The organism is Micrococcus sp. HG099 (assembly GCF_024723355.1).
Lineage (GTDB): Bacteria > Actinomycetota > Actinomycetes > Actinomycetales > Micrococcaceae > Micrococcus > Micrococcus endophyticus.
Map to the genome: position 1 here is coordinate 1 of NZ_JANQCJ010000025.1, position 24,913 is coordinate 24,913.

At 71.9% G+C, this 24,913-nt stretch carries 24 protein-coding genes and 1 pseudogene; 13 read left to right on the forward strand and 12 right to left on the reverse strand.

Going from position 1 to position 24,913, the window contains the following annotated elements:
* Positions 1-111 precede the first annotated feature (111 nt).
* Positions 112-975, forward strand: a complete 864-nt coding sequence (locus tag NWP10_RS03860; protein ID WP_017488326.1) for an isoprenyl transferase — start codon at positions 112-114, stop codon at positions 973-975.
* Here the strand turns inward: NWP10_RS03860 and NWP10_RS03865 are convergent.
* Entirely contained in the window at positions 915-2,027 is a 1,113-nt protein-coding gene (locus NWP10_RS03865; protein ID WP_017488327.1) for an alpha/beta hydrolase, read from the reverse strand. The genes NWP10_RS03860 and NWP10_RS03865 overlap by 61 nt on opposite strands.
* 57 nt (positions 2,028-2,084) lie before the next feature.
* Here NWP10_RS03865 and NWP10_RS03870 point away from each other — a divergent pair, with 57 nt between their 5' ends.
* On the forward strand, positions 2,085-3,212 hold the full coding sequence (locus tag NWP10_RS03870; protein ID WP_017488328.1) for a quinone-dependent dihydroorotate dehydrogenase: 1,128 nt from the start codon (positions 2,085-2,087) through the stop codon (positions 3,210-3,212).
* A gap of 86 nt (positions 3,213-3,298) precedes the next feature.
* On the opposite strand, the gene NWP10_RS03875 is transcribed toward NWP10_RS03870, so the two are convergent.
* A complete protein-coding gene (locus tag NWP10_RS03875; RefSeq protein ID WP_017488329.1) occupies positions 3,299-3,922 on the reverse strand; it encodes a DUF3043 domain-containing protein in 624 nt (207 codons plus the stop codon).
* Positions 3,923-3,993: 71 nt separating this feature from the next.
* Here NWP10_RS03875 and NWP10_RS03880 point away from each other — a divergent pair, with 71 nt between their 5' ends.
* The 5 genes from NWP10_RS03880 to NWP10_RS03900 all read left to right on the forward strand — a co-directional run bounded on the left by NWP10_RS03880 (position 3,994) and on the right by NWP10_RS03900 (position 9,245).
* Complete coding sequence (locus tag NWP10_RS03880) at positions 3,994-5,397, forward strand: dipeptidase (protein WP_158492828.1); 1,404 nt, start codon at positions 3,994-3,996, stop codon at positions 5,395-5,397.
* A 133-nt stretch (positions 5,398-5,530) separates the two neighbouring features.
* On the forward strand, positions 5,531-5,923 hold the full coding sequence (gene erpA, locus NWP10_RS03885) for an iron-sulfur cluster insertion protein ErpA (RefSeq protein WP_017488331.1): 393 nt from the start codon (positions 5,531-5,533) through the stop codon (positions 5,921-5,923).
* Positions 5,924-6,277: 354 nt separating this feature from the next.
* Complete coding sequence (gene coxB, locus NWP10_RS03890; protein ID WP_017488332.1) at positions 6,278-7,138, forward strand: cytochrome c oxidase subunit II; 861 nt, start codon at positions 6,278-6,280, stop codon at positions 7,136-7,138.
* A complete protein-coding gene (ctaD, locus tag NWP10_RS03895; protein ID WP_051039967.1) occupies positions 7,138-8,847 on the forward strand; it encodes a cytochrome c oxidase subunit I in 1,710 nt (569 codons plus the stop codon). The genes coxB and ctaD overlap by 1 nt, the downstream gene beginning before the upstream one ends.
* Positions 8,844-9,245: a cytochrome c oxidase subunit 4 gene (locus tag NWP10_RS03900; RefSeq protein ID WP_017488334.1), complete on the forward strand. Its 402-nt coding sequence runs from the start codon at positions 8,844-8,846 to the stop codon at positions 9,243-9,245. Before ctaD ends, NWP10_RS03900 begins: the two co-directional genes overlap by 4 nt.
* Positions 9,246-10,895: 1,650 nt before the next feature.
* On the opposite strand, the gene NWP10_RS03905 is transcribed toward NWP10_RS03900, so the two are convergent.
* The 4 genes from NWP10_RS03905 to NWP10_RS03920 all read right to left on the reverse strand — a co-directional run bounded on the left by NWP10_RS03905 (position 10,896) and on the right by NWP10_RS03920 (position 15,222).
* The gene (locus NWP10_RS03905; RefSeq protein ID WP_258299940.1) at positions 10,896-12,599 is read right to left on the reverse strand and encodes a cytochrome bc complex cytochrome b subunit; all 1,704 of its coding nucleotides are present in this window, start codon (positions 12,597-12,599) and stop codon (positions 10,896-10,898) included.
* A gap of 5 nt (positions 12,600-12,604) precedes the next feature.
* On the reverse strand, positions 12,605-13,681 hold the full coding sequence (locus NWP10_RS03910; protein WP_258299941.1) for a ubiquinol-cytochrome c reductase iron-sulfur subunit: 1,077 nt from the start codon (positions 13,679-13,681) through the stop codon (positions 12,605-12,607).
* A gap of 69 nt (positions 13,682-13,750) precedes the next feature.
* Positions 13,751-14,557, reverse strand: a complete 807-nt coding sequence (locus NWP10_RS03915; RefSeq protein ID WP_258299942.1) for a c-type cytochrome — start codon at positions 14,555-14,557, stop codon at positions 13,751-13,753.
* Between the two features lie 86 nt (positions 14,558-14,643).
* Positions 14,644-15,222 (reverse strand): heme-copper oxidase subunit III, encoded by a 579-nt coding sequence (locus NWP10_RS03920; protein WP_258299952.1) that lies wholly within the window; start codon positions 15,220-15,222, stop codon positions 14,644-14,646.
* A 252-nt stretch (positions 15,223-15,474) separates the two neighbouring features.
* Here NWP10_RS03920 and trpD point away from each other — a divergent pair, with 252 nt between their 5' ends.
* The gene (gene trpD, locus NWP10_RS03925; protein WP_258299943.1) at positions 15,475-16,533 is read left to right on the forward strand and encodes an anthranilate phosphoribosyltransferase; all 1,059 of its coding nucleotides are present in this window, start codon (positions 15,475-15,477) and stop codon (positions 16,531-16,533) included.
* Between the two features lie 61 nt (positions 16,534-16,594).
* On the opposite strand, the gene NWP10_RS03930 is transcribed toward trpD, so the two are convergent.
* Together NWP10_RS03930 and NWP10_RS03935 are read right to left on the reverse strand one after the other, a co-directional pair.
* Positions 16,595-16,876, reverse strand: coding sequence for an Lrp/AsnC family transcriptional regulator (locus NWP10_RS03930; protein WP_017488339.1), 282 nt, complete (start codon positions 16,874-16,876; stop codon positions 16,595-16,597).
* Between the two features lie 127 nt (positions 16,877-17,003).
* Positions 17,004-17,420: a DUF3054 domain-containing protein gene (locus tag NWP10_RS03935; RefSeq protein WP_258299945.1), complete on the reverse strand. Its 417-nt coding sequence runs from the start codon at positions 17,418-17,420 to the stop codon at positions 17,004-17,006.
* A 74-nt stretch (positions 17,421-17,494) separates the two neighbouring features.
* Between NWP10_RS03935 and NWP10_RS03940 the strand changes: the two genes are divergently transcribed.
* The gene (locus NWP10_RS03940; protein WP_258299946.1) at positions 17,495-18,121 is read left to right on the forward strand and encodes a hypothetical protein; all 627 of its coding nucleotides are present in this window, start codon (positions 17,495-17,497) and stop codon (positions 18,119-18,121) included.
* 251 nt (positions 18,122-18,372) lie between these two features.
* Positions 18,373-18,615 carry a superinfection immunity protein gene (locus NWP10_RS03945; RefSeq protein ID WP_026106836.1) on the forward strand — a complete coding sequence of 81 codons (243 nt, stop codon included), beginning with the start codon at positions 18,373-18,375 and terminating at the stop codon, positions 18,613-18,615.
* 107 nt (positions 18,616-18,722) lie between these two features.
* On the opposite strand, the gene NWP10_RS03950 is transcribed toward NWP10_RS03945, so the two are convergent.
* Positions 18,723-19,271, reverse strand: coding sequence for a hypothetical protein (locus NWP10_RS03950; RefSeq protein WP_258299948.1), 549 nt, complete (start codon positions 19,269-19,271; stop codon positions 18,723-18,725).
* 81 nt (positions 19,272-19,352) lie between these two features.
* Positions 19,353-21,458, reverse strand: coding sequence for an FAD-dependent oxidoreductase (locus tag NWP10_RS03955; RefSeq protein ID WP_258299949.1), 2,106 nt, complete (start codon positions 21,456-21,458; stop codon positions 19,353-19,355).
* Positions 21,459-21,606: 148 nt separating this feature from the next.
* On the opposite strand from NWP10_RS03955, the gene NWP10_RS03960 reads away from it, so the two are divergent.
* From NWP10_RS03960 to NWP10_RS03970, 3 genes are all read left to right on the forward strand, one after another.
* Positions 21,607-22,083 carry an NfeD family protein gene (locus NWP10_RS03960; RefSeq protein ID WP_017489631.1) on the forward strand — a complete coding sequence of 159 codons (477 nt, stop codon included), beginning with the start codon at positions 21,607-21,609 and terminating at the stop codon, positions 22,081-22,083.
* 50 nt (positions 22,084-22,133) lie between these two features.
* Complete coding sequence (locus tag NWP10_RS03965; RefSeq protein WP_184170893.1) at positions 22,134-23,315, forward strand: SPFH domain-containing protein; 1,182 nt, start codon at positions 22,134-22,136, stop codon at positions 23,313-23,315.
* An 88-nt stretch (positions 23,316-23,403) separates the two neighbouring features.
* A complete protein-coding gene (locus NWP10_RS03970; RefSeq protein ID WP_158492780.1) occupies positions 23,404-23,751 on the forward strand; it encodes an RNA polymerase-binding protein RbpA in 348 nt (115 codons plus the stop codon).
* A 123-nt stretch (positions 23,752-23,874) separates the two neighbouring features.
* Here NWP10_RS03970 and NWP10_RS03975 read toward each other — a convergent pair whose 3' ends face one another.
* Both NWP10_RS03975 and NWP10_RS03980 read right to left on the reverse strand, forming a co-directional pair.
* Complete coding sequence (locus tag NWP10_RS03975; protein WP_258299951.1) at positions 23,875-24,606, reverse strand: polyprenol monophosphomannose synthase; 732 nt, start codon at positions 24,604-24,606, stop codon at positions 23,875-23,877.
* Positions 24,607-24,697: 91 nt separating this feature from the next.
* Positions 24,698-24,913: pseudogene (locus NWP10_RS03980) on the reverse strand (hypothetical protein); the annotation flags it as partial.

The following is a 24,913-nucleotide window of genomic DNA, read 5'->3' on the forward strand; positions in this document are numbered from 1 at the left end:
GGCCGGTATCGTGGCCGCGTACCTGCAGTTCCACGCCGAGCGGCGCCTAGTGTCCCTGTCCGTCCTGGACCAGGACCTCGGCCTCCCCGCCCCGCGCGTCGAGAGGAGACCATGAGAGCCGACCGTGCCCCGCAGTCCCCGCCGCCGCACCCCTCCGGTGCGGTCGCCCCCCGGATCGACCCGCGGTTCGTCCCCCGCCACGTGGCGATCGTGATGGACGGCAACGGGCGCTGGGCCAACCAGCGCGGCCTGCCCCGCACCGAGGGTCACCGGGCCGGCGAGGCGGCGCTGCTGGACGTCGTCGCCGGCGCCGTGGAGCTGGGCGTGGGGCACGTGTCCGCGTATGCGTTCTCCACGGAGAACTGGCGGCGCTCGGCGGAGGAGGTGCGCTTCCTCATGGGCTTCTCCCGGGACGTGCTGCGCCGCCAGCGGGACACCCTGCACTCGTGGAACGTGCGCATCCGCTGGAACGGGCGCGCCCCGCGGCTGTGGACCCCCGTGATCCGCGAGCTGCAGGAGGCCGAGGAGCTCACGCGGCACAACACCGGCACCACGCTGCACATGTGCGTGAACTACGGCAGCCGCGCGGAGATCCAGGACGGCGTGCAGGCCCTCGCCGAGGAGGTCCGGGCCGGGCGGATGCGGCCGGCGGACATCACCGAGGACGTCATCACGCGCTACCTGGACCGCGGCTTCCGTGCCGGCAAGGACGTCGACGTCGTCCCGGACGTGGACCTGTTCCTGCGGACCTCGGGGGAGCAGCGCCTGTCCAACTACCTGCTCTGGCAGTCCGCCTACGCGGAGCTGCTCTTCCTCGACGTGCTGTGGCCGGACGTGGACCGCCGCACGCTCTGGGAGGCCGTCGAGACCTACGCCCGGCGGGACCGCCGGTACGGCGGCGCCGTGGACACCCCTCAGCCGGCGCCGTCGTCCGGCGCGCCGGACTCGGCCTCGGACGCCGACGGCGGCGCGTAGGCTCCCAGCCACGTGAGCGTCGCGGCGCCGGCCGCCTCGCGCACCGACGCGGGGGAGGCGAACACGTCGTGCAGGGCGTCGGGGAGCCGATGGACCGTGACCCGGTCGCCCAGCCGCAGGGACCTGCGGGCCATGGCGTCCGGGTCCAGCACGATGTCCGAGGCGAGCATCGCCTCGTCGTAGGAGGTGCCGCGGTGGCCGCGCGCGGAGACCAGCACGAGGATCGGGGCGCTGACCTGCAGGCGCCGGGCCACCGTGCGGTGCCCCTTGAGGACGGCGCTGAGCCAGGCCGCGGGCACCTCGAAGGCGTGGGTGGGCCGCCACAGCGGATGCAGGTCCCACTCGCCCTCGGCCTGGTCGGAGAGGGTGCGCCAGTAGTAGTCGATGCGGGGCAGGGTGAGCATAGCGTACGGCTTGAGGGCGGAGACCGGGTCCACGATCGTCTTGGCCAGCAGCCGCACGCCCGCGCTGCCCTGCATCTCCAGCCAGGGGCTGTTCAGCACGAGGGCGGAGATCCGGCCCGGATTGCGGTGCGCCCACAGGGAGGCGATGAGGCCGCCCGTGGAGTGGCCCATGAGCACCGGCGGCAGGGGATGGTCCTCGGCGATCGTGGCCAGGGCCGCCTCGAGGTCGGCGTCGTAGCGGGCGAGGTCGTCCGTCCAGCCGGGGGTCTGCCCCTCGCGCAGCGAGCGGCCGTAGTGGCGCAGGTCCACGGCGTGGAAGGCGTAGCCGGCCTCCTCGAACGCGCGCGCCAGGGGCGCGTTGTAGAAGTAGTCGCTCCAGCCGTGGACGGAGAGGATGGCGCGCCGGGTCCGGTCCCGCGGGCCCGTGGCCTGCGGCCGCACCACTGTGACAAGGTTCTGGCCTTGTTCGTCCGTGTCGAGGCCGAGGGTGAGGCGCTCGAAACCGGCCATCCCATCCTCCACCCAGCCCAGGCCCGGGGGGTCGTCCAGCAGCGGGCGGGTGTCCTCGTCGGTGGGCCCGCCCTCGGGGGGCCGGCTCGGCTCCGACTCGTCGGCGGGGATGGGCTGCTCGGCCGGCTCGATGGACATGCGTCCCACTCTAGGAGCGCACCGTGGCCCCGGGCACGCGCGTGGGAGGATGGGCCCATGCAGCTGCCCGATCCCAAGGCCGCCGTCGACGGCGTGCTCACCTCCCGTGCCCCCCGCCTCTACCCGCCCTTCTTCCGCGCCGTGTTCGGCGGCATGGATGCCGAACAGGCGCACCACCGCGGCTTCGACGCGATCCGGCTCGCCGAGCGCACGGGCGCCTCGGCGGCCCTGCGCGCGGCCTTCCGCCCGGACCCGCTGCTGGCCCGCACCGTCATGGGGCTGCGGTTCCCCACGCCGTTCGGCCTCGCCGCCGGCTTCGACAAGGAGGGGAGGGGGACCGCCGCCCTGGCGGACCTGGGCTTCGGCCACATCGAGGTCGGCACCATCACCGCCCAGGCGCAGCCGGGCAACCCGCAGCCGCGCCTGTTCCGCCTGGTGGAGGACCGCGCCCTGGTGAACCGGATGGGCTTCAACAACGACGGCGCCGCCGCGGTGGCCCCCCGCCTGGCCCGCACGCGCGCCGTCTTGGAGCGCCGCTTCGGCGCCGTGCGCCCCGTGCTCGGCGTGAACATCGGCAAGACCAAGGTCGTCGCGCTCGAGGACGCGGCCGAGGACTACCGCGCCTCCACGCGGCTGCTCACTCCGCACGCGGACTACCTCACGGTGAACGTGTCCTCGCCCAACACGCCCGGCCTGCGCCAGCTCCAGGAGATCGACGCCCTCGAGCCGATCCTCACCGCCGTCCGCGAGGAGGCGGACCGCGTGGTGACCGGACGCCGGGTGCCCCTGACCGTGAAGATCGCCCCGGACCTCACGGACGAGGACGTGCGCGCCGTCGCCGCCCTGGCCGAGCGCCTCGGGCTCGACGGGGTGATCGCCACCAACACCACGATCTCCCGGGAGGGTCTGGCCACGCCCCGCGCCGACGTCGACGCCCTGGGCGCCGGCGGCCTCTCCGGCGCGCCCCTGAAGGAGCGTTCGACGGAGGTGCTGCGGGTGCTGCGGGCGGCCCTGCCCGTCGGCACCGCCGTGATCAGCGTGGGCGGCGTGACCGACGCCGACGACGTCCAGGCCCGGCTGGACGCCGGCGCGGACCTCGTCCAGGGGTACACGGCCTTCCTCTACGAGGGCCCGTTCTGGGCCGGGCGCATCTCCGCCGGCCTGGCGTGCACGCTGCGCGGCTGATCGCGGCACGCACCCGCATGCGAGGAGGCCCGGACCCCGCAGGGGTCCGGGCCTCCTCGCATGGTCGCCCGGCGGACGGGCGGGGCTCAGGCGGGGAACTGGCCGCGCTTGACCTGGGGCTTGGGCAGGCGCAGGCGGCGGAACTGCAGGGCGCGCATCACGCCGTAGAAGCCGGTGCCCGACTCGGGCTCCCCGAAGCGCTCCGTGAGGCCCTTCTTGATGCGGCGGGCCACGATGAGGCTCTCGATCACCACGAGCGCGACGAGCGCGTAGAGGCTGATCATGAGGAACAGCTGGACCTCCCGGCCGGGGAGGAACATCAGCAGCACGTAGGCGAAGACCACGGGCATGAGCCACTCGCCGATGCCGGTGCGGGCGTCCACGTAGTCGCGCACCCAGCGCTTCTGGGGGCCGCGGTCGCGCAGGGGCAGGCCGCGCTCGTCGCCGGTCTCGAGGGCCACACGCTGGCGCATGCGGTCCTGGGCGGCCGCCTCGCGCGCGGCCTTGCGGGCCGCCTTGCGGTCCTCGGGGACCATCGTGCGGCGGCGCGCCGCCTCCTGGTCGCGGCGGCGTGGGGTGGGGCCCTGCTTGCCCTGTGCCCGGTCGCGGGGCGCCTCCGGGTCCGCGGCGGGGCCGTCGGCGCGGACGGCCGTGGAGCCGTGGGTCGAGGGGGCGGGCGCGGTCTCGGGGGTCTTGTCTCGCTTGAACACCCGCCCAGTCTAGTCGGGCCGCGAGGCGCGGGGCCGGGAGGGGGCGGGTCCGGACGTCTAGGCTGGCGGGCATGACTGAGACCACACCCCCCGTGCGGGACGACGCCGCCCTCGTGGCGGCCGTGCGCGACGCCGTCGACGCCCGCTTCCCCCAGACCCTGCAGACCCTGACCGACCTGGTGGCGATCCCGGGCATCGCGTGGGACTCCGCCGACCGCGCCCAGCTCGAGCGCTCGTCCGAGGCCGTCGCGGCCCTGCTGCGCCAGGCCGGCCTGCAGGGCGTGGAGATCGTGACGGAGACCCGTGAGGACGGACGCCCCGGCGGCCCAGCGGTCATCGGCGAGAAGCCCGGTGCGTCCGACAAGCCCACCGTCTTGTTGTACGCCCATCACGACGTGCAGCCCATCGGTGACGAGGCGCTGTGGGACACCGAGCCCCTCGTGGCCACCGAGAAGGGCGGCCGCCTCTACGGCCGCGGCGCCGCCGACGACAAGGCGGGCATCATGGTCCACCTCGCGGCCCTGGCCGCCCTGAAGGACGTGCTGCCCGACGCCGGCGTCGGCGTGCGCGTGTTCATCGAGGGCGAGGAGGAAGCCGGCTCCCCGACCTTCCGCACCTTCCTCGAGAACCACCGCGCCCGACTGGAGGCCGACGCCATCGTCGTCGCCGACTCCTCGAACTGGGCCGTGGGGGAGCCGGCGCTCACCACCTCCCTGCGCGGGCTCGTGGACGGCACCGTGACCGTGCGCGTGCTCGACCACGCCGTGCACTCCGGCATGTTCGGCGGCCCCGTGCTGGATGCCGTCGTCCTGCTCTCGCGTCTCATCGCCACCCTGCACGACGCCGACGGCGCCGTGGCCGTCCCCGGCCTCGAGCCGCGGCGCTCCGCGAGCCTGGACTACCCGGAGGACGTCTTCCGCGCCGACGCCGGCGTCCTGGACTCGGTCACCCTCGCCGGGCGCGGCCCCGTGGCCGACCGGCTCTGGAACGCCCCGGCGCTGAGCGTGATCGGCATCGACGTGCCCTCCGTCGCGGAGTCCTCGAACACCATCCAGCCGCAGGCCCGCGCCAAGTTCTCGCTCCGCCTGGGCCCCGGGATGGACCCGGCCGAGGCGTTCGAGGCGCTCAAGGCCCACCTCGAGGCGCAGTCCGCGGCCGTGCTCGGCGCCGAGATCACCGTGGAGGCGGGGGAGTTCGGGCAGCCGTTCGACACCGACACCTCGGACCCGCTCGCCGCCGCCATGATGGGCGCCCTCGGGGACGCGTGGGGCGTGGCCCCCAAGGAGGCCGGCATGGGCGGATCCATCCCGTTCACCGCGGACCTCGCCGAGGTGTTCCCGGACGCCACCATCCTCATCACCGGCGTGGAGGACCCGGACTCGCGCGCCCACTCGGCCAACGAGTCCCTGCACATCGAGGACTTCCGGCGCGCCGTCGTCGCCGAGGCCCTCTGGCTCGCCCGCCTCGCCGGCTGAGACGGACCCGGCCCGCCGCGACCTCGCGCGCGGGCCGGGAATGGCCGCCGCGGGGATAGTGTTGAGCAGACGACACCGCGCGCGACGGGCCCGGCCCGCCGGCGCGCCCCCCCTGATCCTCAAGGAGGTCACGATGGCTCTGTCCGCGGACGAGACCGGCGTCGAGATCGGCGCCACCCAGGATGCCGAGGGCCTGCCCCCGCACGAGGTCGAGCTGACCGACGTCGCGGCCGGCAAGGTGCGCTCGCTGCTCGAGCAGGAGGGCCGCACCGACCTGCGCCTGCGCGTGGCCGTGCAGCCTGGCGGCTGCTCCGGCCTCATCTACCAGCTCTACTTCGACGAGCGCGTGCTCGACGGGGACACCGTGCGCGACTACGACGGCGTCCAGGTGATCGTCGACAAGATGAGCGTGCCCTACCTCATGGGCGCCACCATCGACTTCGAGGACACCATCTCGAAGCAGGGCTTCACGATCGACAACCCCAACGCCGTCGGCTCCTGCGCCTGCGGCGACTCCTTCCACTGACGCGCGGGGGCGCATCCGCCCCGCCCGTGAGACGACCCGGCGGGTCGGCCCCAGGCCGGCCCGCCGTCGTCGTGCCCGGGGGAGCAGGCCCCGCCGGCGCGTCCAGGAGGCTCGGACCCGACTCCCAGACACGATCCTGACGTGTCACGGTGCGGCGAAACGGCCCACGTCGGCTTAGACTGGCTGACGAATCATCAGGGCATACCCGCGCTCCCTGCGTGGCACCTGCGAGAACTCGCGGAACCACCGGGGTGACGGGCCCGCCCCTCGCACACGAGATGAAGAGGAAGGCCGTCTGTGAGAGCACAGAATGACGCCGGACGTCGGACTCGCCGCCGCTGGACCGCCGGTGCCGTGGGCACCACGGCGCTCCTGGTGCTGACCGGCTGCTCGGCAGAGGTCCAGCGCGGCTGGTACCCCGGCACCCGGGAGACCACCAACCACAACGCCCAGCTCACCGACCTGTGGGTGAACTCCTGGATCGCGGCCCTGGTCGTGGGCCTGCTCGCCTGGGGCGCCATGATCTGGTGCATGGTGGCCTACCGCCGCCGCAAGAACGATCAGGGCTTCCCGAAGCAGACGGCCTACAACGTGCCGCTCGAGACCATGTTCACGATCATCCCGATCCTCATGGTCTTCACCCTGTGGGGCTTCACCGACCGCGTGCAGACCGAGGTGGACCGTCCCGTGGACGACTCGCCGCTGACGGTCACCGTCTACGGCAAGCAGTGGTCCTGGGACTTCAACTACTCCTACGAGCAGGAGAACGGCGAGGTCGTGGAGGCCCACTACTCGGGCATCCAGGCTCAGCTGGACGGCTCCGAGGGCGTCCGTGACACCCTGCCCGTCCTCTACCTGCCGAACGACGTGCCGGTCCACTTCGAGCTGAAGTCCCGCGACGTGGCGCACTCCTTCTGGATCCCGCAGTTCCTCCAGAAGCGCGACATGGTCCCCGGCAAGACAAACCACCTCTACCTGACCCCCCAGGAGCTGGGCAGCTACGACGGCAAGTGCGCCGAGCTGTGCGGCGAGTTCCACTCCGAGATGCTGTTCAACGTCGAGGTCGTGGACGAGGCCGAGTTCGTGGACCGCCTCGGCGAGATGGAGCCGGGTCTGGTGGGCGACGAGTACAACCGCAACCCCTACAACAACCCCGACGGTGCCCGGGAGATGGAGCGCGACCTCCAGACCCCCCGTGGTGGAGGTAGCCACTGATGACCACTTACGAGTACGCAACGGATGAGGTGCGCTCACAGGCGCAGCCTCGCGTGGTGCCCCGCTCGCTGGGCAAGATCGCCGTCAGCTGGCTGACGACGACCGATCACAAGGTGCTCGGGTACATGTACCTGATCACGTCCTTCGTCTTCTTCTGCATCGGCGGCGTCATGGCCCTCATGATCCGCGCCGAGCTCTTCGAGCCCGGCATGCAGATCCTGCAGACCAAGGAGCAGTACAACCAGCTGTTCACCATGCACGGCACGCTCATGCTGCTGATGTTCGCCACCCCGCTCTTCGTGGGCTTCGCGAACGTGCTGGTGCCGCTGCAGATCGGCGCCCCGGACGTGTCCTTCCCGCGTCTGAACGCGCTGGCCTTCTGGTTCTTCCTGTTCGGCTCGCTGATCGCGACCGCCGGCTTCCTCACCCCGCAGGGTGCGGCCTCCTTCGGCTGGTTCGCGTACGCCCCGCTCTCCAACACCACGTACTCGCCGGGCGTCGGCGGTGACCTCTGGGTGTTCGGCCTGGCCCTCCAGGGCTTCGGCACGATCATGGGCGGCGTCAACTTCATCACCACGATCCTGACGATGCGCGCCCCGGGCATGACGATGTGGCGCATGCCGATCTTCACCTGGAACACGCTGATCACCGGCATCCTGATCCTGATGGCGTTCCCGCCGCTGGCCTCCGCGCTCTTCGCGCTGGGCATGGACCGTCGCTTCGGCGGCCACATCTTCAACCCGGAGAACGGCGGCGCCATCCTCTGGCAGCACCTGTTCTGGTTCTTCGGCCACCCCGAGGTGTACATCATCGCGCTGCCGTTCTTCGGCATCGTCTCGGAAATCATCCCGGTGTTCTCCCGCAAGCCGATCTTCGGCTACAAGTCCCTGGTCTTCGCGACGACGGCGATCGCCGCCCTCTCCGTGACCGTGTGGGCGCACCACATGTACGTCACCGGCTCCGTGCTCCTGCCGTTCTTCTCCGTGATGACCATGCTCATCGCGGTCCCGACCGGCGTGAAGTTCGTGAACTGGATCGGCACCATGTGGCGGGGCTCGATCACCTTCGAGAACCCGATGCTCTGGACCCTCGGCTTCATGGTCACCTTCCTCTTCGGCGGCCTGACCGGCGTCATCCTGGCCGCCCCGCCGCTGGACTTCCACGTGTCCGACACCTACTTCGTGGTGGCGCACTTCCACTACGTCATCTTCGGCACCGTGGTGTTCGCGATGTTCGCCGGCTTCTTCTTCTGGTGGCCCAAGTTCACCGGCAAGATGCTGAACGAGCGTCTCGGCAAGATCCAGTTCTGGATGCTGTTCGTGGGCTTCCACGGCACCTTCCTGATCCAGCACTGGCTGGGCGTCATCGGCATGCCGCGTCGCTACGCGGACTACATGATCGAGGACGGCTTCACCGCGATGAACGCGTTCTCCACCGTGTTCTCCTTCATCCTGGGCGCCTCGCTGATCCCGTTCTTCTGGAACGTGTACGTGACCGCCCGCTACGGCAAGAAGGTCACCGTGGACGATCCGTGGGGCTTCGGCGCCTCGCTCGAGTGGGCCACCTCGTGCCCGCCGCCGCGGCACAACTTCCACTCGCTGCCCCGCATCCGCTCGGAGCGTCCGGCCCTGGACCTGCACCACCCGGAGCTCTTCCCGCACTCGCCTCAGCACACGCCTGAGGCCTTCGGAGAGAAGGTCGCCCAGTGAAGGTCACCGCCAACATCTTCTGGATCATCGGCCTCTTCTTCATCGCGGCCGGCACCCTCTACGGGTTCTGGGTCGAGTGGACGGAATGGGCCGGCATCCCGGCGATCTACGCCCTCGGCGGGATGTCCTGGATGATCGCCTGGTACCTGCAGGCCACGGACAAGAAGTTCGGCCTCGGCCCCTCGGATGACGAGGACGGCGAGATCACCGACTACGCCGGCACCTACGGCACCTTCGCTCCCTGGAGCTGGTGGCCGCTGGGCCTCGGCCTGGCCTGCGCGATCATCGTGACCGGCCTCGCGGTCGGCTGGTGGGTCTTCATCATCGGTGTGGTCGCCGCGGCGTACTTCACCTTCGGCTGGGTCTACGAGTTCTCTCGGGGCAAGTACGCCCACTGACCTCGGGTCGATCACGCAGCGCCACCGGCGCTGACGACGACGGCGGGCCGGACCTCTTCGGAGGGCCGGCCCGCCGTCGTCGTGCCCACGGACGCTGAGCCCCGGCGCTTTCGTGCGGGAAACGGGAGCCTTCCCGAACGCTTTCGTCCGGGAAACGGGAGCCTCTCCAGGCCCCTCTGGGTGGGAAGCGAGTATCGAGCGGCCCGAATCCGCCGAGGCCGGGGGAGAGCTCCCAGGAGGCCGACGACGACGGCACGGGGGTCTGGACGGTGGCGGGGGCGTGGACCGGGCGCAGATCTCGATTACACCGTCCTCCCGGTGTGGATCGGCCGACGACGACGCGTGGGCACGAGCGGGTGGCCGGCCCGCGCGGACGCCGCCTCGGCCTGGAACGGGGATGATCCTCAGCCCGCGAGCCACAGGGCTCGCGTCCTGGCTCCGACATGATCGTGACCCGGGTCGCGGGGCACGTCCCGCAGCCTCTTCACCGTCACCAGTGGGCGGCCCGGCGCCGAGTCTCGTCCAGCGGTCTCCGTTGGTCAGCTCGTGCAGGCCCTCGCCGGCCTCGACCTCACATGGACCCGGCCGAGGAACGACCCGATCACGCGGCCCTGGTCGGCACGGTGGCGGCCGCGAGGTACTGGCAGAGGAGCCCGACGGAGAGGACGTGCTGACAGCGCACCCGAGCATCCGAGCGGTCCTGGAGACGGAGGCGGCGTACGTGCTGGGCTCAGAGCCGGCCCGCCAGGGGGCTCGTCCGCGGGCAGACTCCCGGTGGGTGATCGACGGCTGGGAGCGAGAAGGCCGGAGTTCGCTGCCCGGGGACTCCCGAGGCGTCCTCGAGGCTTGGGCACGGAACTAGGAGCGGGAGGAACCCCGCGCAGCGGCAGGACGGCCCGCAGGCCCCACGGCGACCCGGTCCGGGGCGGCTGGTCGATCCCGGTGGGCATCACCGCAGCCGTCACGCAGGTGCCTGAGGGGTTGGATCTCATCCAAGACTATTCCGGAGCGGGGGCGGCTGCCGTGACCCCGGGGAACGACGTCGGACGTACGTACGAGGTGACCAGCCCGGGTGACCGGGCCCGGCTATGCCGCAGCGTCCCTCTGGACGCGAGTGCCTCCAGGGGCCACGACTGGCACCGGGTGAACGGGTGAACGGGTGAACGGGAGAACCGGGCGATGGGTGATCCCGGGTCGCGATTGTGTGGCCCAGGAGTGGGATGCGCTCCACCTGACGGCAGTCGGCTGCCTCGCCTCCGCCACACGCTGTCTGCCCGTCGGCGAGGGCGTCGCGACCGTGCTCGCCGGGTGGCACCCGGACACGACGCTATGGCTGACCGACGTCGTCCGACCCGCGCATGCACCCGTGCAGGGGTCGCGCCGGGACCCCCACGACGGTGCGTGGGTCTGGCGTCCAGATGCGCCGGCCGACGCTCCCAGGGGATGAGAACGGCCGGTTCGGCTTGCCCCGGTCGGAGGGCGAGAGCTCGAAGCCTCCCGTTTCCCAAACGAAAGCACCGTGGGAGGCTCCCGTTTCCCGGACGAAAGTGTTCAGACGACAGGGGACGCGAAGGGGCGGGAGTCCGGACAGCGGAAGGCCCCGCACACCGAGAGGTGTGCGGGGCCTTCTGCGTCCGAGGGGATCGAAGGTCAGCCGTCGATCTTCGGGTTGTGCGAGCTCGGGTCGGCGCCCAGCTCGTGGTGGCCGCCGTCCTCGACGCCGTGGTGGCCGTGGGTGCGGGCCTCGACCAGCTCCTCGCGGGTCACCGGGGCGACGCGGTCCTGGTAGAACATGCGGTTCAGGCCGGCGCGGGCCTTCTCGATCATGCCCACCTTGCCGGAGCGGTTGGGGAGGGCCGGCACGGGGCGACGGTCCTCGAAGGACACGAGACGGTACAGCTCGTGATCGGTGAGCTGACGATGGCGCTCGTGGAAGCCGCCGTCGGGGGACATCTCGATCACGCCGGCCTCGTGGCCGTGGAGCACGAGCTCACGGTCCTTGCGCTGCAGCGACAGGCAGATGCGGCGCGTCACGATGAAGCCGATCACCGGGCCCAGGAAGAACAGCGTGCGCAGGGCGTAGAGCACGTCGTTCAGAGACAGGTGGAAGTGCGTGGCGATGAGGTCCGAGGACGCCGCCGCCCACATCACGCAGTACCAGATGACCGCGGCGACGCCGATGCCCGTGCGGGTCGGGGCGTTGCGCGGACGGTCGAGCAGGTGGTGCTCGGTGTCGTCCTTGGTGATCCAGCGCTCAACCCACGGCCAGGCGCACATGCCCACGATCAGCACGCCGATCGGGATCAGCGGGACCAGGACACCCATCGGCAGCGAGACCGAGGAGCCCCACGGCATGGGGATGTTCCACAGGAAGGAGAAGTCGCCGATCATGCCCGGCATCAGGCGCAGGGCGCCGTCGAACACGCCGATGTACCAGTCGGGCTGGGTGCCGGCCTGCACGGGGGACGGGTCGTAGGGACCGTAGTTCCAGTTGGCGTTGATCGTGACGGTGGACGCGATGAGGGCGAGGACGCCGAACACGATGAAGAAGAAACCGCCGGCCTTGGCCGCGTACACGGGGCCGACCGGGTAGCCGACCACGTTGTTCTCGGTGCGGCCCGGGCCCGGGTACTGGGTGTGCTTGTGCACGACCACCATGAACAGGTGGATGCCGATCAGCAGCAGGATGGCCGCGGGCACGATCATGATGTGCAGCGCGTACAGACGGCCGATGATCGAGTAGCCGGGGAACTCGCCGCCGAAGAAGAAGGCGGAGAGGTAGGTGCCCACGAGGGGCAGCGACTTCAGGATGCCGTCGATGATGCGCAGGCCGTTGCCGGAGAGGACCTCGTCGGGCAGGGAGTAGCCGGTGAAGCCGGCGGCCCAGCCGGCCATCAGCAGGAAGCAGCCGACCAGCCAGTTCAGCTCACGCGGGCGACGGAACGCGCCGGTGAAGAACACGCGCAGCATGTGCACGGACATCGCGGCCACGAAGAGCAGCGCAGCCCAGTGGTGCAGCTGGCGCATGAACAGGCCGCCACGGACGTCGAACGAGATGTCGAGCGTCGAAGCGTAGGCCGCGGACATCTCGATGCCGCGCAGCGGGGCGTAGGCGCCGTTGTAGGTCACGTGCGACATCGACGGGTCGAAGAAGAACGTGAGGAACGCGCCCGACAGCAGCAGGATGACGAAGCTGTAGAGGGCGACCTCGCCGAACATGAACGTCCAGTGGTCGGGGAAGATCTTCCGACCGAAGAACTTCACGATGGGGGACATCCCCATGCGGGTGTCGACGAAGTTCGCGATGCGGCCGGTCGAGGTCGCCGGCTGGAACTCTTTCACGGTGGTGCTCATAGGTGTCAGCCACGCTCCCAGTAGACAGGCCCGACGGGCTCATGGAAATCGCTCTGGGCCACGAGGAAGCCCTCGTCGTCCACGGTGATCGGCAGCTGCGGCAGCGCGTGGCTGGCCGGGCCGAAGATGACCTTGCACTCCTGCGTGAGGTCGAAGGTCGACTGGTGGCAGGGGCAGAGCAGGTGGTGGGTGTGCTGCTCGTACAGGGCGATCGGGCAGCCCACGTGCGTGCAGACCTTGGAGTAGGCGAAGATGCCGTCCACGTTCCAGTCCTCGCGGCCCGGGGTGATCTGCACCTTGGCGGGATCCAGGCGCATGAGCAGCACGACGGCCTTGGCCTTCTCGTTGAGCTTGCCGTGGCCCATGTCGTTCAGGCCGTCCGGGATGACGTGCACGGCGGAGCCGAGGGTCACGTCCGAGGCCTTGATGGGGGAGCCGGTGGGGTCGCGCACGAGGCGCACGCCCTCGGCCCACATGGTGTGGCGCAGGCGCTCGGGGCCGAAGTTGTGGATCTCCTCGTCCGAGAAGTTGTCCGTGTTGTCCAGGTCGCGGAACACGGCGATGAACGGGAGCGGGGCCAGCAGGGCCGCACCGATGAGGGTGTTGCGCAGCAGGGGGCGACGCTTGATCTGCGACTCGTCCAGGATCTCCGAGATCATGGTGGTCGCGGCGACGCGGTCGGCCTCGGCGCGGACCTCGTGGCGCTCCTCGATCGTCTCGTGGTCGGGCATCAGGGTCTTGGCCCAGTGCACGACGCCGATGCCGATGCCGAACATGGCCAGGGCGGTGCCGAGGCCGAGCAGCAGGTTCTGCAGGTAGATCTTGCTGAACGCCTCGTCGTTGCCGATCTGTCCGACTCCGAAGTAGCCGATGAAGAACAGCACGGTGCCCACGATGGAGATGAGGAACATGACCGAGACCTGGCGCTCGGCGCGCTTCGCGGCCTTCGGATCCTCATCGGCCAGACGCGGACGGTGCGGCGGGAGGCCCGGGTTGTCGATCGCGTACCGGGGCGCGTCCTCGCCGGCGTGCTCGAGGGCGTCCGAGCGGTGCCCGGTCCCTTCAAAGCCTTTCTCGCCCATATGACCTGTTTCCTTTACTCGAGTGATGAATGTCGATGACGGGTGGCCGGCGTCGAGACGCCGACGAGATCAGGAGGACCGGCTGGTCAGCCAGACCATGAAGCCGATGATCAGCGCGAGGCCCGCGGTCCAGATGAACAGGCCCTCGGAGACGGGGCCGAGCGAGCCGAGCTGCAGGCCGCCGGGGGAGCCCTGGTTCTCGATGGTCTTGAGGTAGGCGATGATGTCGCGCTTGTCCTCGGGCTTGACGTTCGCGTCCGAGAAGACGGGCATGTTCTGCGGGCCGGTCTCCATGGCCTCGTAGATGTGCTTCTCCTCGACGCCCTGCAGCGACGGGGCGTACTTGCCGCGGGTCAGCGCACCGCCGGCGGCGGCGGCGTTGTGGCACATGGCGCAGTTGATGCGGAACAGGTCGCCGCCGCGGGTGATGTCCACGTCCTCGTGGTTGACGTCGAGGTACTCGTCCTCGGGGATGGCCGGGCCGGCGCCGAGGGAGGCGACGTAGGCGGCGAGCTGAGCGGTCTGCTCCTCGTTGAACTGGTTCGGCTTGGCCGGGGCCTGCGGGCCGTTCATCTGCATGGGCATGCGGCCGGTGCCGACCTGGAAGTCGACGGACGCGGCGCCGACGCCGATCAGGGACGGGCCGGAGGGGCCCCCCGCGGCGCCCATGCCGTGGCAGGAGGCGCAGTTGGCGTTGAAGAGCTTCTCGCCCTCGGTGATGTCATCAGCCGAGGCGGCCGCGGTGACCTGCGTGGCCGCCTGTGCCTGGTTCACGGTGCTCGCGACGGAGTACAGTCCGCCGGTCACCAGGAGTCCCAGCAGGAGGAGCGCCAGCCCCATCAGGGGATGGCGTCGGTTCTGCGAAAGTGCCTTCACGGGGGTTTCCTATCGTTCTCTTCCGGGCCGGGCCGCTGCGTGCCCCCGGCCCGTACCTGACGTCGGTGCGGTGAGTGAGGGTCGTCTTACTTCAGGAAGTAGACGATGAAGAACAGGGCGATCCAGACGACGTCCACGAAGTGCCAGTAGTAGGACACGACGATCGCGGACGTGGCCTCGTGATGGCCGAACCGGCGGGCCATGTAGGCGCGGCCGATGATGAAGAGGAACGCGATGAGGCCACCGGTCACGTGGATGGCGTGGAAGCCGGTGGTGATGTAGAAGGCCGAGCCGTACGCGTTGGCCGCGATGGTCACGCCCTCGGAGACGAGCACCGCGTACTCGTAGGACTGCACCGCCACGAAGATCGAGCCCATGATGAAGGTCAGGATGAACCATTCGACCATGCCCCACTTCCCGAACTGCAGGAAGCCGCCGGTGCGGCGGGGCTGGAGGCGCTCGGCGGCGAGGACGCCGAACTGGGCGGTGACGGAGGAGAGCACCAGGATCAGCGTGTTCACCGCGGCGAGCGGGACGTTCAGGATCGCGGTGTGCTCGGCCCAGAGCTCCGGAGACGTGGAGCGGAGGGTGAAGTACATGGCGAAGAGCCCACCGAAGAACATGAGCTCGCTGGCGAGCCACACCATGGTCCCGACCTGCACCATGTTCGGCCGGCTCGGGAGGCCCGTGGTGGGCTGATGGAGAGTGGGGTTAGCTGTGGTCACCCAGCCATTATGGCCCCAAACACGCCCCGGGGGGTAAATCGAACCTACCGTGTCGCGAGAGGGCTCGTCAGCCGGATGGAGATGTTTCAGCGGCAGTCAGCGGCTGACCATCAGCAGACGTCCAGATTCGCGTCGGTCGGAACGTGACGCGGCAGAGGACGTCGCCGCGATCCAGGGGGATAGGCTCGCGGCGTGAGCATCCCGAACACCACCGCAGCAGCCCCTGAGACCACGTGGCCGGACGTGTTCCGCGCCCTGACCTTCGGCGAGGACCTCTCGGACGAGGCCGCGGCGTGGGCGATGGGGGAGATGATGGCCGGCGACGCCACCGAGGGCCAGGTGGGCGGCTTCCTGCTGGCCCTGGCCGCCAAGGGCGTGACCGTCCCGGAGCTGCGCGGCCTCACCGAGGCGATGGTGCAGGCGGCGCGTCCGGTGCAGGTGACGGGGGAGACCCTCGACATCGTCGGCACGGGCGGCGACCGGCTCGGCACCGTCAACCTCTCCACCATGTCCTCGCTGGTCGCGGCCGGCGCCGGTGCGCGGATCGTCAAGCACGGCAACCGCGGCGCCTCGTCCACCGCGGGCGCGGCCGACGTCATCGAGGCCCTCGGCGTGGACCTGTCCATGCCGCGCGAGAAGGCAGAGGAGTGCGCCGAGGCCGTGGGCATCACCTTCCTCTTCGCCCAGAACTACCACCCGTCGATGAAGTACGTGGCCCCCGTGCGCAAGCAGCTAGGCGTGCCCACCGTCTTCAACTTCCTGGGCCCGCTCAGCAACCCCGCCCAGGTCTCCGCCCAGGCGCTCGGCTGCTCGAGCGAGGTCATGGTGCCCCTGCTGGCCCAGGTCCTCGCCGACCGAGGCGTCCGCGGCTTCGTTTTCCGCGGGTCGGACGGCCGGGACAAGATCACCACCTCGGGCCCCTCCACCGTCATAGAGGTCCGGGACGAGGTGACCGCCCACGAGCTCGACCCGCGGGACTTCGGCATCGAACTGGCCCCCGTGGAGGCGCTCGCCGGCCGGGACGGGGCCTACAACGCCACCCTCGTCCACGCCCTGCTGGCGGGGGAGAAGGGGCCGATCCGCGACGCCGTCCTCCTGAACGCCGCCACCGGCCTCACCGCGTGGGACGCCGAGGCCCAGGGCCCGCTGGCGGACCGGCTCGCCGCGAACATGGCGCGCGCCGCGGAGTCGCTGGACTCCGGCGCCGCCCGCGACGTCCTCGACCGCTGGGTCGCCTTCTCCCGCTCCTGACGCACGACGACGACGGGCCGGCACCTGCCTCGGTGCCGGCCCGTCGTCGGGGAAGGGCGGATCAGTCCTCGAAGCCGAGTGCCCAGCCCTCGCCGAGGTCCTCACTGGAGTACGTGCGGAACGCGAGCATCGTCTCGGTGTCCTGGATGCCCTCGACCTTGGAGAGGTGGTCCGCGATGACGTCCGCCAGGTCCTCGTACCGGCGCACCTTGACCATCGCGACGAGGTCCCACGCGCCGGTCACCGAGTAGACGGAGCCGATGCCCTCCAGGGCGGCGAGCGTCTCGGCGGTCTCCGGGATGCTGGACTTGTCGGTCTTGATCATCACGATGGCGGTCACCACGGTCGGTCCTCATTTCCTCGGTGCGGCGTTCGGTCCGTTCTCCGCCCGATCCTAGCCCCGGCGCATCGGCCGCCACCGCACTGCGTCATCCGGGGAGACCCTCGCTCCTGACAAGCCAGAGGGATTGTCACACTCGAGTGCGGCGACGGACCACCCAGGCCGTGATCGCCCGTCGAGCCAGCAGGAAGACGCCCAGGACGGCCAGCGCCACCAGCACGAAGGAGAGGGGCGCGCCGCCCTGGTCCCACAGCACGCGCAGCGCCATGCCGACGGCCACCGTGCCGAGCCAGACGGCGACGCCGTGCGGCCACACCCGGTGCCACGTGCGGTGGCCGGCCGTGAGGACGGTGGCGGCGACCAGCCCGAGCAGGAACGGCAGCGCTGTCGCCAACAGGCCGCCGAGGCCCCGATCGGTGGTGTGCTGGTCCTGGCCGAGTGCCACGAAGACGACGACCAGGACGGCGTCGACGGCGAGGGCGGTCGCGGCCCACAGAGGAGAGGGCGGGGACGCGGGGGAGTGACGGCGAGTGGGGAGTTCGGTCATGCCACCAGTCTGCGCCATCGTCTCGGACCGGGTTTCAGACAAAGTCTGAGGCATGTCGCGGATAGCATGACCGCATGATCGTCCTGCACCTGCTCCCGCTGGCCGTTCCCGATGCCACCGACGCCGCGTGGGCCCGCGTCGGGGACGAGCTGAACCGCCCCGGGGCGGTGCCGAGCCTCGTGTTGCCGTTCGGCCGCCAGGGGGAGGGCTCGGAGGCCCGGCTGGTCGGCGGCGTGGACTCCGGCGTGGAGGCCGTCGGGATCCTGCTGTCCCTGGTCCGGAGCGGGGTCTGGGCGGTCGTCGTCGAGGTCGCCGAGGGGCGGGCGGCGGGGGAGTCACTGCTCCAGCGCGAGGCGGAGCGGGCACGGCGGGCCAGCGGCCTCTGCGCGGTCCTGGGCCTGAGCGGCCCCTCGACTGCCTGGATCGAACCGGCGCTGCAGCTGCTGGGCGCGTTGGAGCGCCGTCGGTCTGAGCCGCAGCAGGACGCCGGCCGCCGCGTGGAGGCCGGCGCCAGCCAGCGCGAGGTCGCGGCGGAGCTGCAGGTGAGTCAGCAGGCGGTCCACGCGCGCCTGCGCGGAGGGCTGTGGAACGAGACCCGCGCCCTGGCGGGTGCCGCGGCAGACGTCCTCGACGCGGTGGCACGCGTCGGTGGCCGTGTCGCTCACGTTGACGCGTCGCCGTCGACGTCCGAGCGCGGGTGACGGGTCAGGTACGGCCCCGACGGGGGACCCTCGTTCCTCATTAGTTTACATAATGTACATTATCGGCTCATTAAAGATCCGGCCCTGACCTGGGGTGATGCGACGCCCCCGCGGGCCGGACACGCCGCCGTTCCGCCCCGCCTGACCCGAGCCGCGCGCCGCCCGTGGCGCAACGCCACCCTGGACGGACGCATCCGGTCCCGCGCCCGCATCCTGTCGGCGCCGGCGCGGCGCTGGCTAGCCTGATGTCCATGACGATCGTGACTGACAAGCGAGACCGACCGCTCCACGCGACCATCGCCATCCTCTTGGCCATCCTCACGGGCGGCTACCTGGCGCCCTGGGCTGTCGCCGCCACCCGCGGCAAGTCCAACGTGTGGGCCGTGTTCTGGGTCAACCTGCTCACCGGCTGGACAGTCATCGGCTGGGCCATCGCCCTGTACATGTCGCTGACGAGCCACCGCCCGGCCCGCGTCTGGGGTGCGCGCCGCTGACTTGACGCTCGAACGCCGCGAGGCCCACGTCGACCGGTCGGTCGACGTGGGCCTCGTCGCGGTAGGTCGCCCCTGACGTCCGCCGTGCGGGTCCGGTCCGGGGCCGGTCAGACCAGACGGGCGACGACGGCCGTGAAGCCCTCGCCCTCGGCCACCAGGCGTCGGGGCCCGTCGCCGGACTCCTCAGCGGCATCGGCGAGCTCCACGGGCAGCTCCAGCTCGCCGCCGTCGCCCTCGCCGACGAGGCGCAGGGTCACGTCCGGCTGGCGGGTCTCGAGGTAGGTCCCCGACTCGTCGTGCATCTCCAGGACGGCCTGCGGGATCTCACCGCACAGGCCGGCAGTGAGGATGCGGCGGGCGTCGGGGTCGGTGGCGGCGTCCATGACCCAGCGCCGGCCGAGCACGGAGTGGTCGGCCTCGGCCACGATGTCCCCCTCCGTCGGGGCCTCGCCCCGGTAGGCGAACGCGGTCTGGTAGAGCCGGTCCCCCACGCGCACGATCATCGACTCGACGCCAACCTCGCCGGCCGGGTCGTCGAAGCGGTACGAGCCGACCTTCTCGGCGTCGACGTCCTCGGGCAGGCCGTGCGCGACGAGGCGGCGGCGGATCCACTCAGGCTTGTCCGGGTCCAGCTGTGCGGTGTAGATGAGAGCCATGCCGCGACCGTAGCCGCGTGCGCGCGCCGGCGGCGAGGGCCGGTCGGCCCGGCGCCCCCGTCGTCTCGTCCGCCCGCCGCCTCAGCCCTGGACGGCGCGCACGGCGTGGTCCATCGCCCGGTACGCGTCGAGCTCCCGCGCCTCGGCGGCGCCGCCCACGAGACGGACCGCCTCGGCGGGGTAGCCCGCGGCCACGAGGTCGCCCGCCAGTCCGTCCTCGGATTCCTGGCCCGCGCAGACCACCACGTCCGTCACGTCCAGGGTGAGCGGGGTCCGCTCCTCGGGGCGCTCCGGGTCCGGGACCGTGACGTGCAGGCCCGCCGCGGACAGGCCCTCGTAGGCCACGCCGCTGTGCAGGCGCACGCCGTGGCGGCGCAGCTCGGCGCGGTGCACCCATCCGGTGGTCGGCCGCAGGCGGGCGCCGATCGGCTCGGGGCTGCGCTGCAGCAGGTGCACCTCACGGGCGGGCGGCTCCCCTGTCGGCTCCCCCAGCTGGCCGGGCGTCGGCGAGTCCAGCGCCACGCCCCAGCGGGCCCGCCACTGCTCGGCGCTCTCGGGCGTGCCGTCCGGCCGGTGCGCCCCGGCGGTCAGGGCCTCGGCGACGTCGACGCCGACTCCCCCGGCGCCGATTACCGCGACGCGCGGGCCGAGCTGCGCGTGCCCCAGGACGACGTCGTCGTAGGCGTGCACGGCCGGGGCGCCGGGCTCCCCCGCGCCGGGCAGCGCGATGCGGCGGGGCCGCACCCCGGTGGTGAGCAGGACCTCGTCGAAGGCCGGCCCGCCCTCCGGTGTCAGGAGCGTCTGCACCGTGACCTCTTCGCCCGTCAGGACCGTCACTCCCGACGCCCGTGCGCGGGCGGCCAGGTGCTCGAGCGCCGGGCCGAACTCCTCCTTGCCGGGGATGCGCCGGGCCAGGCGGAACTGGCCGCCCGGCTCGTCGTGTCGGTCGAAGAGGGTGACCTCGTGTCCGAACCGGGCGGCGCGCTCGGCCGCCGTGAGCCCGGCCGGGCCCGCGCCCACCACGGCGACGCGCCGGCGACGGCCGATCGCCACGGGCACCGGTCGCGCGTACGCGGGGTCGGTCTCGCGGCCGGCCCGGGGGTTCATGAGGCAGGAGACGGGCGCCCCGGTGTACACGTGGTCCAGGCACGCCTGGTTGCACGCGATGCAGGGGGTGAGCGCCGCCGCGTCGTCGACGCCGATCCCGGCCATCCAGTCGGGGTCGGCCAGCAAGGGCCGGGCCAGGCCCACGAGGGCGGCGGCGCCCGAGGCGATCGCCTCCTCCGCCTCGGCGGGCGTGGTCAGGCGGTTGGCCGCGATCACGGGGATGTCGACGGCGGCGGACAGCGCCGCCGTCGCCGGCAGGAACGTTGCGCGCGGCACCGAGGTGACGATGGTCGGCACCCGGGACTCGTGCCAGCCGATGCCGGTCATGAGCACGTCCGCGCCCGCGGCCTCGAAGGCGCGCGCCGTGTCCGCGACCTCCTCGCGGGTCTGGCCGCCCGGCACCAGGTCGGCGGCGGAGGTGCGCACCGAGAGCACGCCCCGCTCCCCCAGCGCCGCGCGGACCGCCTCCACCACGCGCACCGGGAACCGGCGGCGGGCCTGCGCGCTGCCGCCGTACGCGTCCTGCCGACGGTTCGTCACGGGTGCGAGGAACGCGTTGAGCAGGTAGCCCTCCGATGCCATCACCTCCACGCCGTCGTAGCCGGCCTCGAGGGCCAGGGCCGCGGCGCGCGCGAACGCGGCCACGGTCCGCTCGAGGTCCGCCTCGTCCATCTCCCTCGGCGTGTGCGCCGAGATGGGGGCCCGGACGGCGGAGGCGCAGACCAGGTCCTCGCCGCGGGCGTACCGCCCCGTGTGCAGCAGCTGCACGAGGAGCCGGCCGCCCTCGGCGTGCACGGCGTCCGTGACCACGCGGTGGGCGCGGGCGTCCTCGGCGGTGGCCAGCAGGCCGCCCCCGGGTGCCACGGTGCCCTCGGGCACCACGCCCACGCCGCCGGTGACGATCAGCCCGACGCCGCTGCGCGCCCGCTCGGCGTAGAACGCGGCCAGGCGGGGCAGGTCCTCGTGGCGGTCCTCGAGCCCCAGGTGCATCGAGGCCATGACCACGCGGTTGGGCAGGGTCAGCGGGCCGAGGGTGATGGGCTCGAGCAACGGCGAGGTGATGGCGGGCGCGACTGTCATGGAGGTCACATTACCCACCGGTAGGACACGGCGGGACCCCGACCTGGGGACAGGCTGTGTGCGCGGCGCCTCCGTAGGGCAGGATGGGGGTCACACGCCGAGGCGCGGCCGGCAGGCCGGGCGGGCCGTCACCGAGGGGAGCGAGCGCATGGACTGGATCGAGGCGAACGCGGGCTGGCTGTGGCTGGTCGCGGCCGCGGGCCTGATCGGGGTCGAGCTGCTCACCCTGGACCTCGTGTTCCTCATGATCGCCGCCGGCGCGGGCGCCGCGGGCGTCGTCGCCCTGGCCGGCGGTCCCCTCCCGCTGCAGCTGGCCGCGTTCGCCGTCGTCGCGCTGCTCATGCTCGCCGCCGTGCGCCCCGTCGCCCTGCGCCACCTGCGCAAGGACACCGGCGCCGGCGCCTCCTACCTGGACACCCTGCCCGGGCGCCGCGTGGCGGCGCAGGGCGCCATCACCGCCGAGGCCGGCACTCTCACGGTCGACGGCGACACCTGGTCCGCCCGCGTCGAGGACGGCGCCCCGGACGCCGCCCCCGGCGCCGAGGTGACCGTGCTGCGCGTGGAGGGGGCGACCCTCGTGGTGCGGCCGCTGCCCCAGATCGACTGGGAGGACGGCCGCTCCTGAGCCGGCCGGGCCTCCCCGTCTCCCACCCCGACCCCTACGGAGGGATCCCGATGGAAACCATCATCATCCTGGTCGTCCTCGCCGTGCTGGCGGCGGTGATCGTGGCCTCGTCGGTCAAGATCATCCCGCAGGCGCGCACGGCGAACATCGAGCGGCTCGGCAAGTACAACCGGACGGCCGGCGCCGGGCTGACGATGATCATCCCGTTCGTGGACCGCATGCTGCCCATGGTGGACATGCGCGAGCAGGTCGTCTCCTTCCCGCCGCAGCCGGTGATCACGGAGGACAACCTCGTGGTCTCGATCGACACGGTGGTCTACTTCCAGGTGACGGACGCGAAGGCCGCCACCTACGAGATCGCCAACTACATCCACGCCGTGGAGCAGCTGACCACCACCACGCTGCGCAACGTGGTCGGCGGCATGAACCTCGAGGAGGCCCTGACCTCCCGCGACTCCATCAACTCGCAGCTGCGCGGCGTCCTCGACGAGGCCACAACCCGCTGGGGCCTGCGCGTCTCGCGGGTGGAGCTCAAGGCCATCGACCCGCCCATGTCCATCCAGGACTCCATGGAGAAGCAGATGCGCGCCGAGCGGGACCGCCGCGCGGCCATCCTCACCGCCGAGGGCACCAAGCAGGCGGCCATCCTCACCGCGGAGGGCGAGCGGCAGTCCCAGATCCTCTCCGCCGAGGGCGAGGCGCAGGCCCGCGTCCTTCGCGCCAACGCCGAGGCCGAGGCCATCGAGGTGGTCTTCGACGCGATCCACAGCGGCGGCGCCGACTCCGAGGTCCTGGCCTACCAGTACCTGCAGGCCCTGCCGAAGATCGCCGACGGCGAGTCCAACACCATGTTCGTGGTCCCGGCGGAGCTCACCCGTGCCCTGCAGGGGCTCGGCGAGGCCTTCTCCCCCGCCGGCGACGGCGAGTCCCGCCGCCCCTCCCCGTCCGGGGCCCGGGGCGAGGCCGCCGAGCGCGCGGGCGAGCACGGCGGCGCCTCGCCGGAGCGGCCGCGGCGTCCGCGCGGCTCCCGACCGACGACGGCGGACGCCCTGCGCTCCTCCGGCGTGATGGACGCGATGACCGCCGGCGCCGTGACGGCCCAGGAGATGCCCCAGACGTCTCTGGACGAGGCGCTGGCCACCCCGAAGGAGCTCGAGCCGGACCCCTCCGCGGGGCGCGCGCCGGGCCGACGCCCCGCGGGCGAGACCGACGGGAATGGTGTGGGACACTGAGTGGTTGCAGCACTGAACATGATCTGCCGCGCCTCGGGCGCACCGCGCCCCCGCGCGGGCGCCGGCGCGGCGTGACGAGGAGGAGAACGTGAGCGATCGCAGCCTGCGGGGCATGCGCCTGGGCGCGCAGTCCCTGGAGTCCGAGGCCGGCGTTGAGCCCGCCGCGCGCCAGCGCGTGGAGTACCGCACGGAGGACGGCGAGCAGGTGTTCGTGACCTTCTCCGTGGAGGCGGACGTCCCGGCCACCTGGACCTCGAAGACCGGCAAGGAGGCGTTCCTCGTCAGCGGCGAGAAGCCCGCCGAGGCCGAGGGCAAGCCCGTGCGCACCCACTGGGACATGCTGCGCGAGCGTCGCAGCCTGGAGGAGCTCCAGGAGACCTACGCGCTCCAGCTCAACAAGCTGCGCGCCAGCCGCGGTGAGGACGTCGACGCCTGAGCGTCGCCCTCCCCCGCACACGCGACGGGGCCGGATCCTCTCGGAGGATCCGGCCCCGTCGTCGTCGGTGGCGCCGATGCCGGCGGACGCCGGACGGCGCCGTGGGGCGCGCCCGGCGCGGCGTCAGAGGCCCAGGCGGGAGCGCAGGCCCTCCCAGCGGGCGGCCAGGCCCCAGCGGGTCACGTTGACCACGGCCTCGCCGATGATGCCGCCGCTCATCTTGGACTCGCCCAGCTCGCGCTCCACGAAGGTGATGGGCACCTCCACGATACGCTTGCCCAGGCGGGCGGTGCGGAAGGTCATGTCCACCTGGAAGCCGTAGCCCTTGGACTCGATCGCGTCGAGGTCGATGGCGCGCAGCGTGTCCGCGCGGTAGGCGCGGTAGCCGGCGGTGACGTCCGTCAGGCGCAGGCCCAGCATGATGCGCGGGTAGAGGGAACCGGCCCAGGAGATCATCTTGCGGGAGGCGGGCCAGTTGACCATCTTGCCGCCCGGCACGCGGCGCGAGCCGATCACGAGGTCGGCCGTGCGGACGGCGTCCAGCAGGCGCGGCAGCTGCTCCGGCTGGTGCGAGCCGTCCGCGTCCATCTCCACGAGCACGTCGTAGCCGCGCTCCAGCCCCCAGCGGAAGCCGGCGATGTACGCCCCGCCCAGGCCGTCCTTGGTGGTGCGGTGCAGCACGTGGACGCTCGGGTCCTGCGCGGCGCGGGCGTCCGCCCACTGGCCGGTGCCGTCCGGCGAGGCGTCGTCCACCACGAGCACGTCCGAGGTCGGGACGGCGTCCCGGAGGCGGCCGAGGGTCAACGGCAGCGACTCGATCTCGTTGTAGGTGGGGATGATGGTCAGCACGCGCATGCGTCTTACTCGCCTTCCGGCCGGGGATCGTGGGGGCGGCCCGCCGCGGGGCGGAGCCGTCTCATCCGTTCGAGTATAGGAAAGGCCGGGCTCAGGCGGGGTCGCCGGTGCCGCGCGCGTCGCCGTCGGCGGCCTCGGCGGCGATGCGGCCGCCCACCCAGGTGGCCCGCCAGCGCGGCAGCGGGGTCTGGTCGTCGAGGGCGGGCAGCAGGGGGGTGCCGGCGCGGGTGTCGGTGCTCCACGCGGCGACTCGGCCGTCCGGGGACTGCACGGCCACGGCGTCGGCCTCCCACACGCCGAACACGGC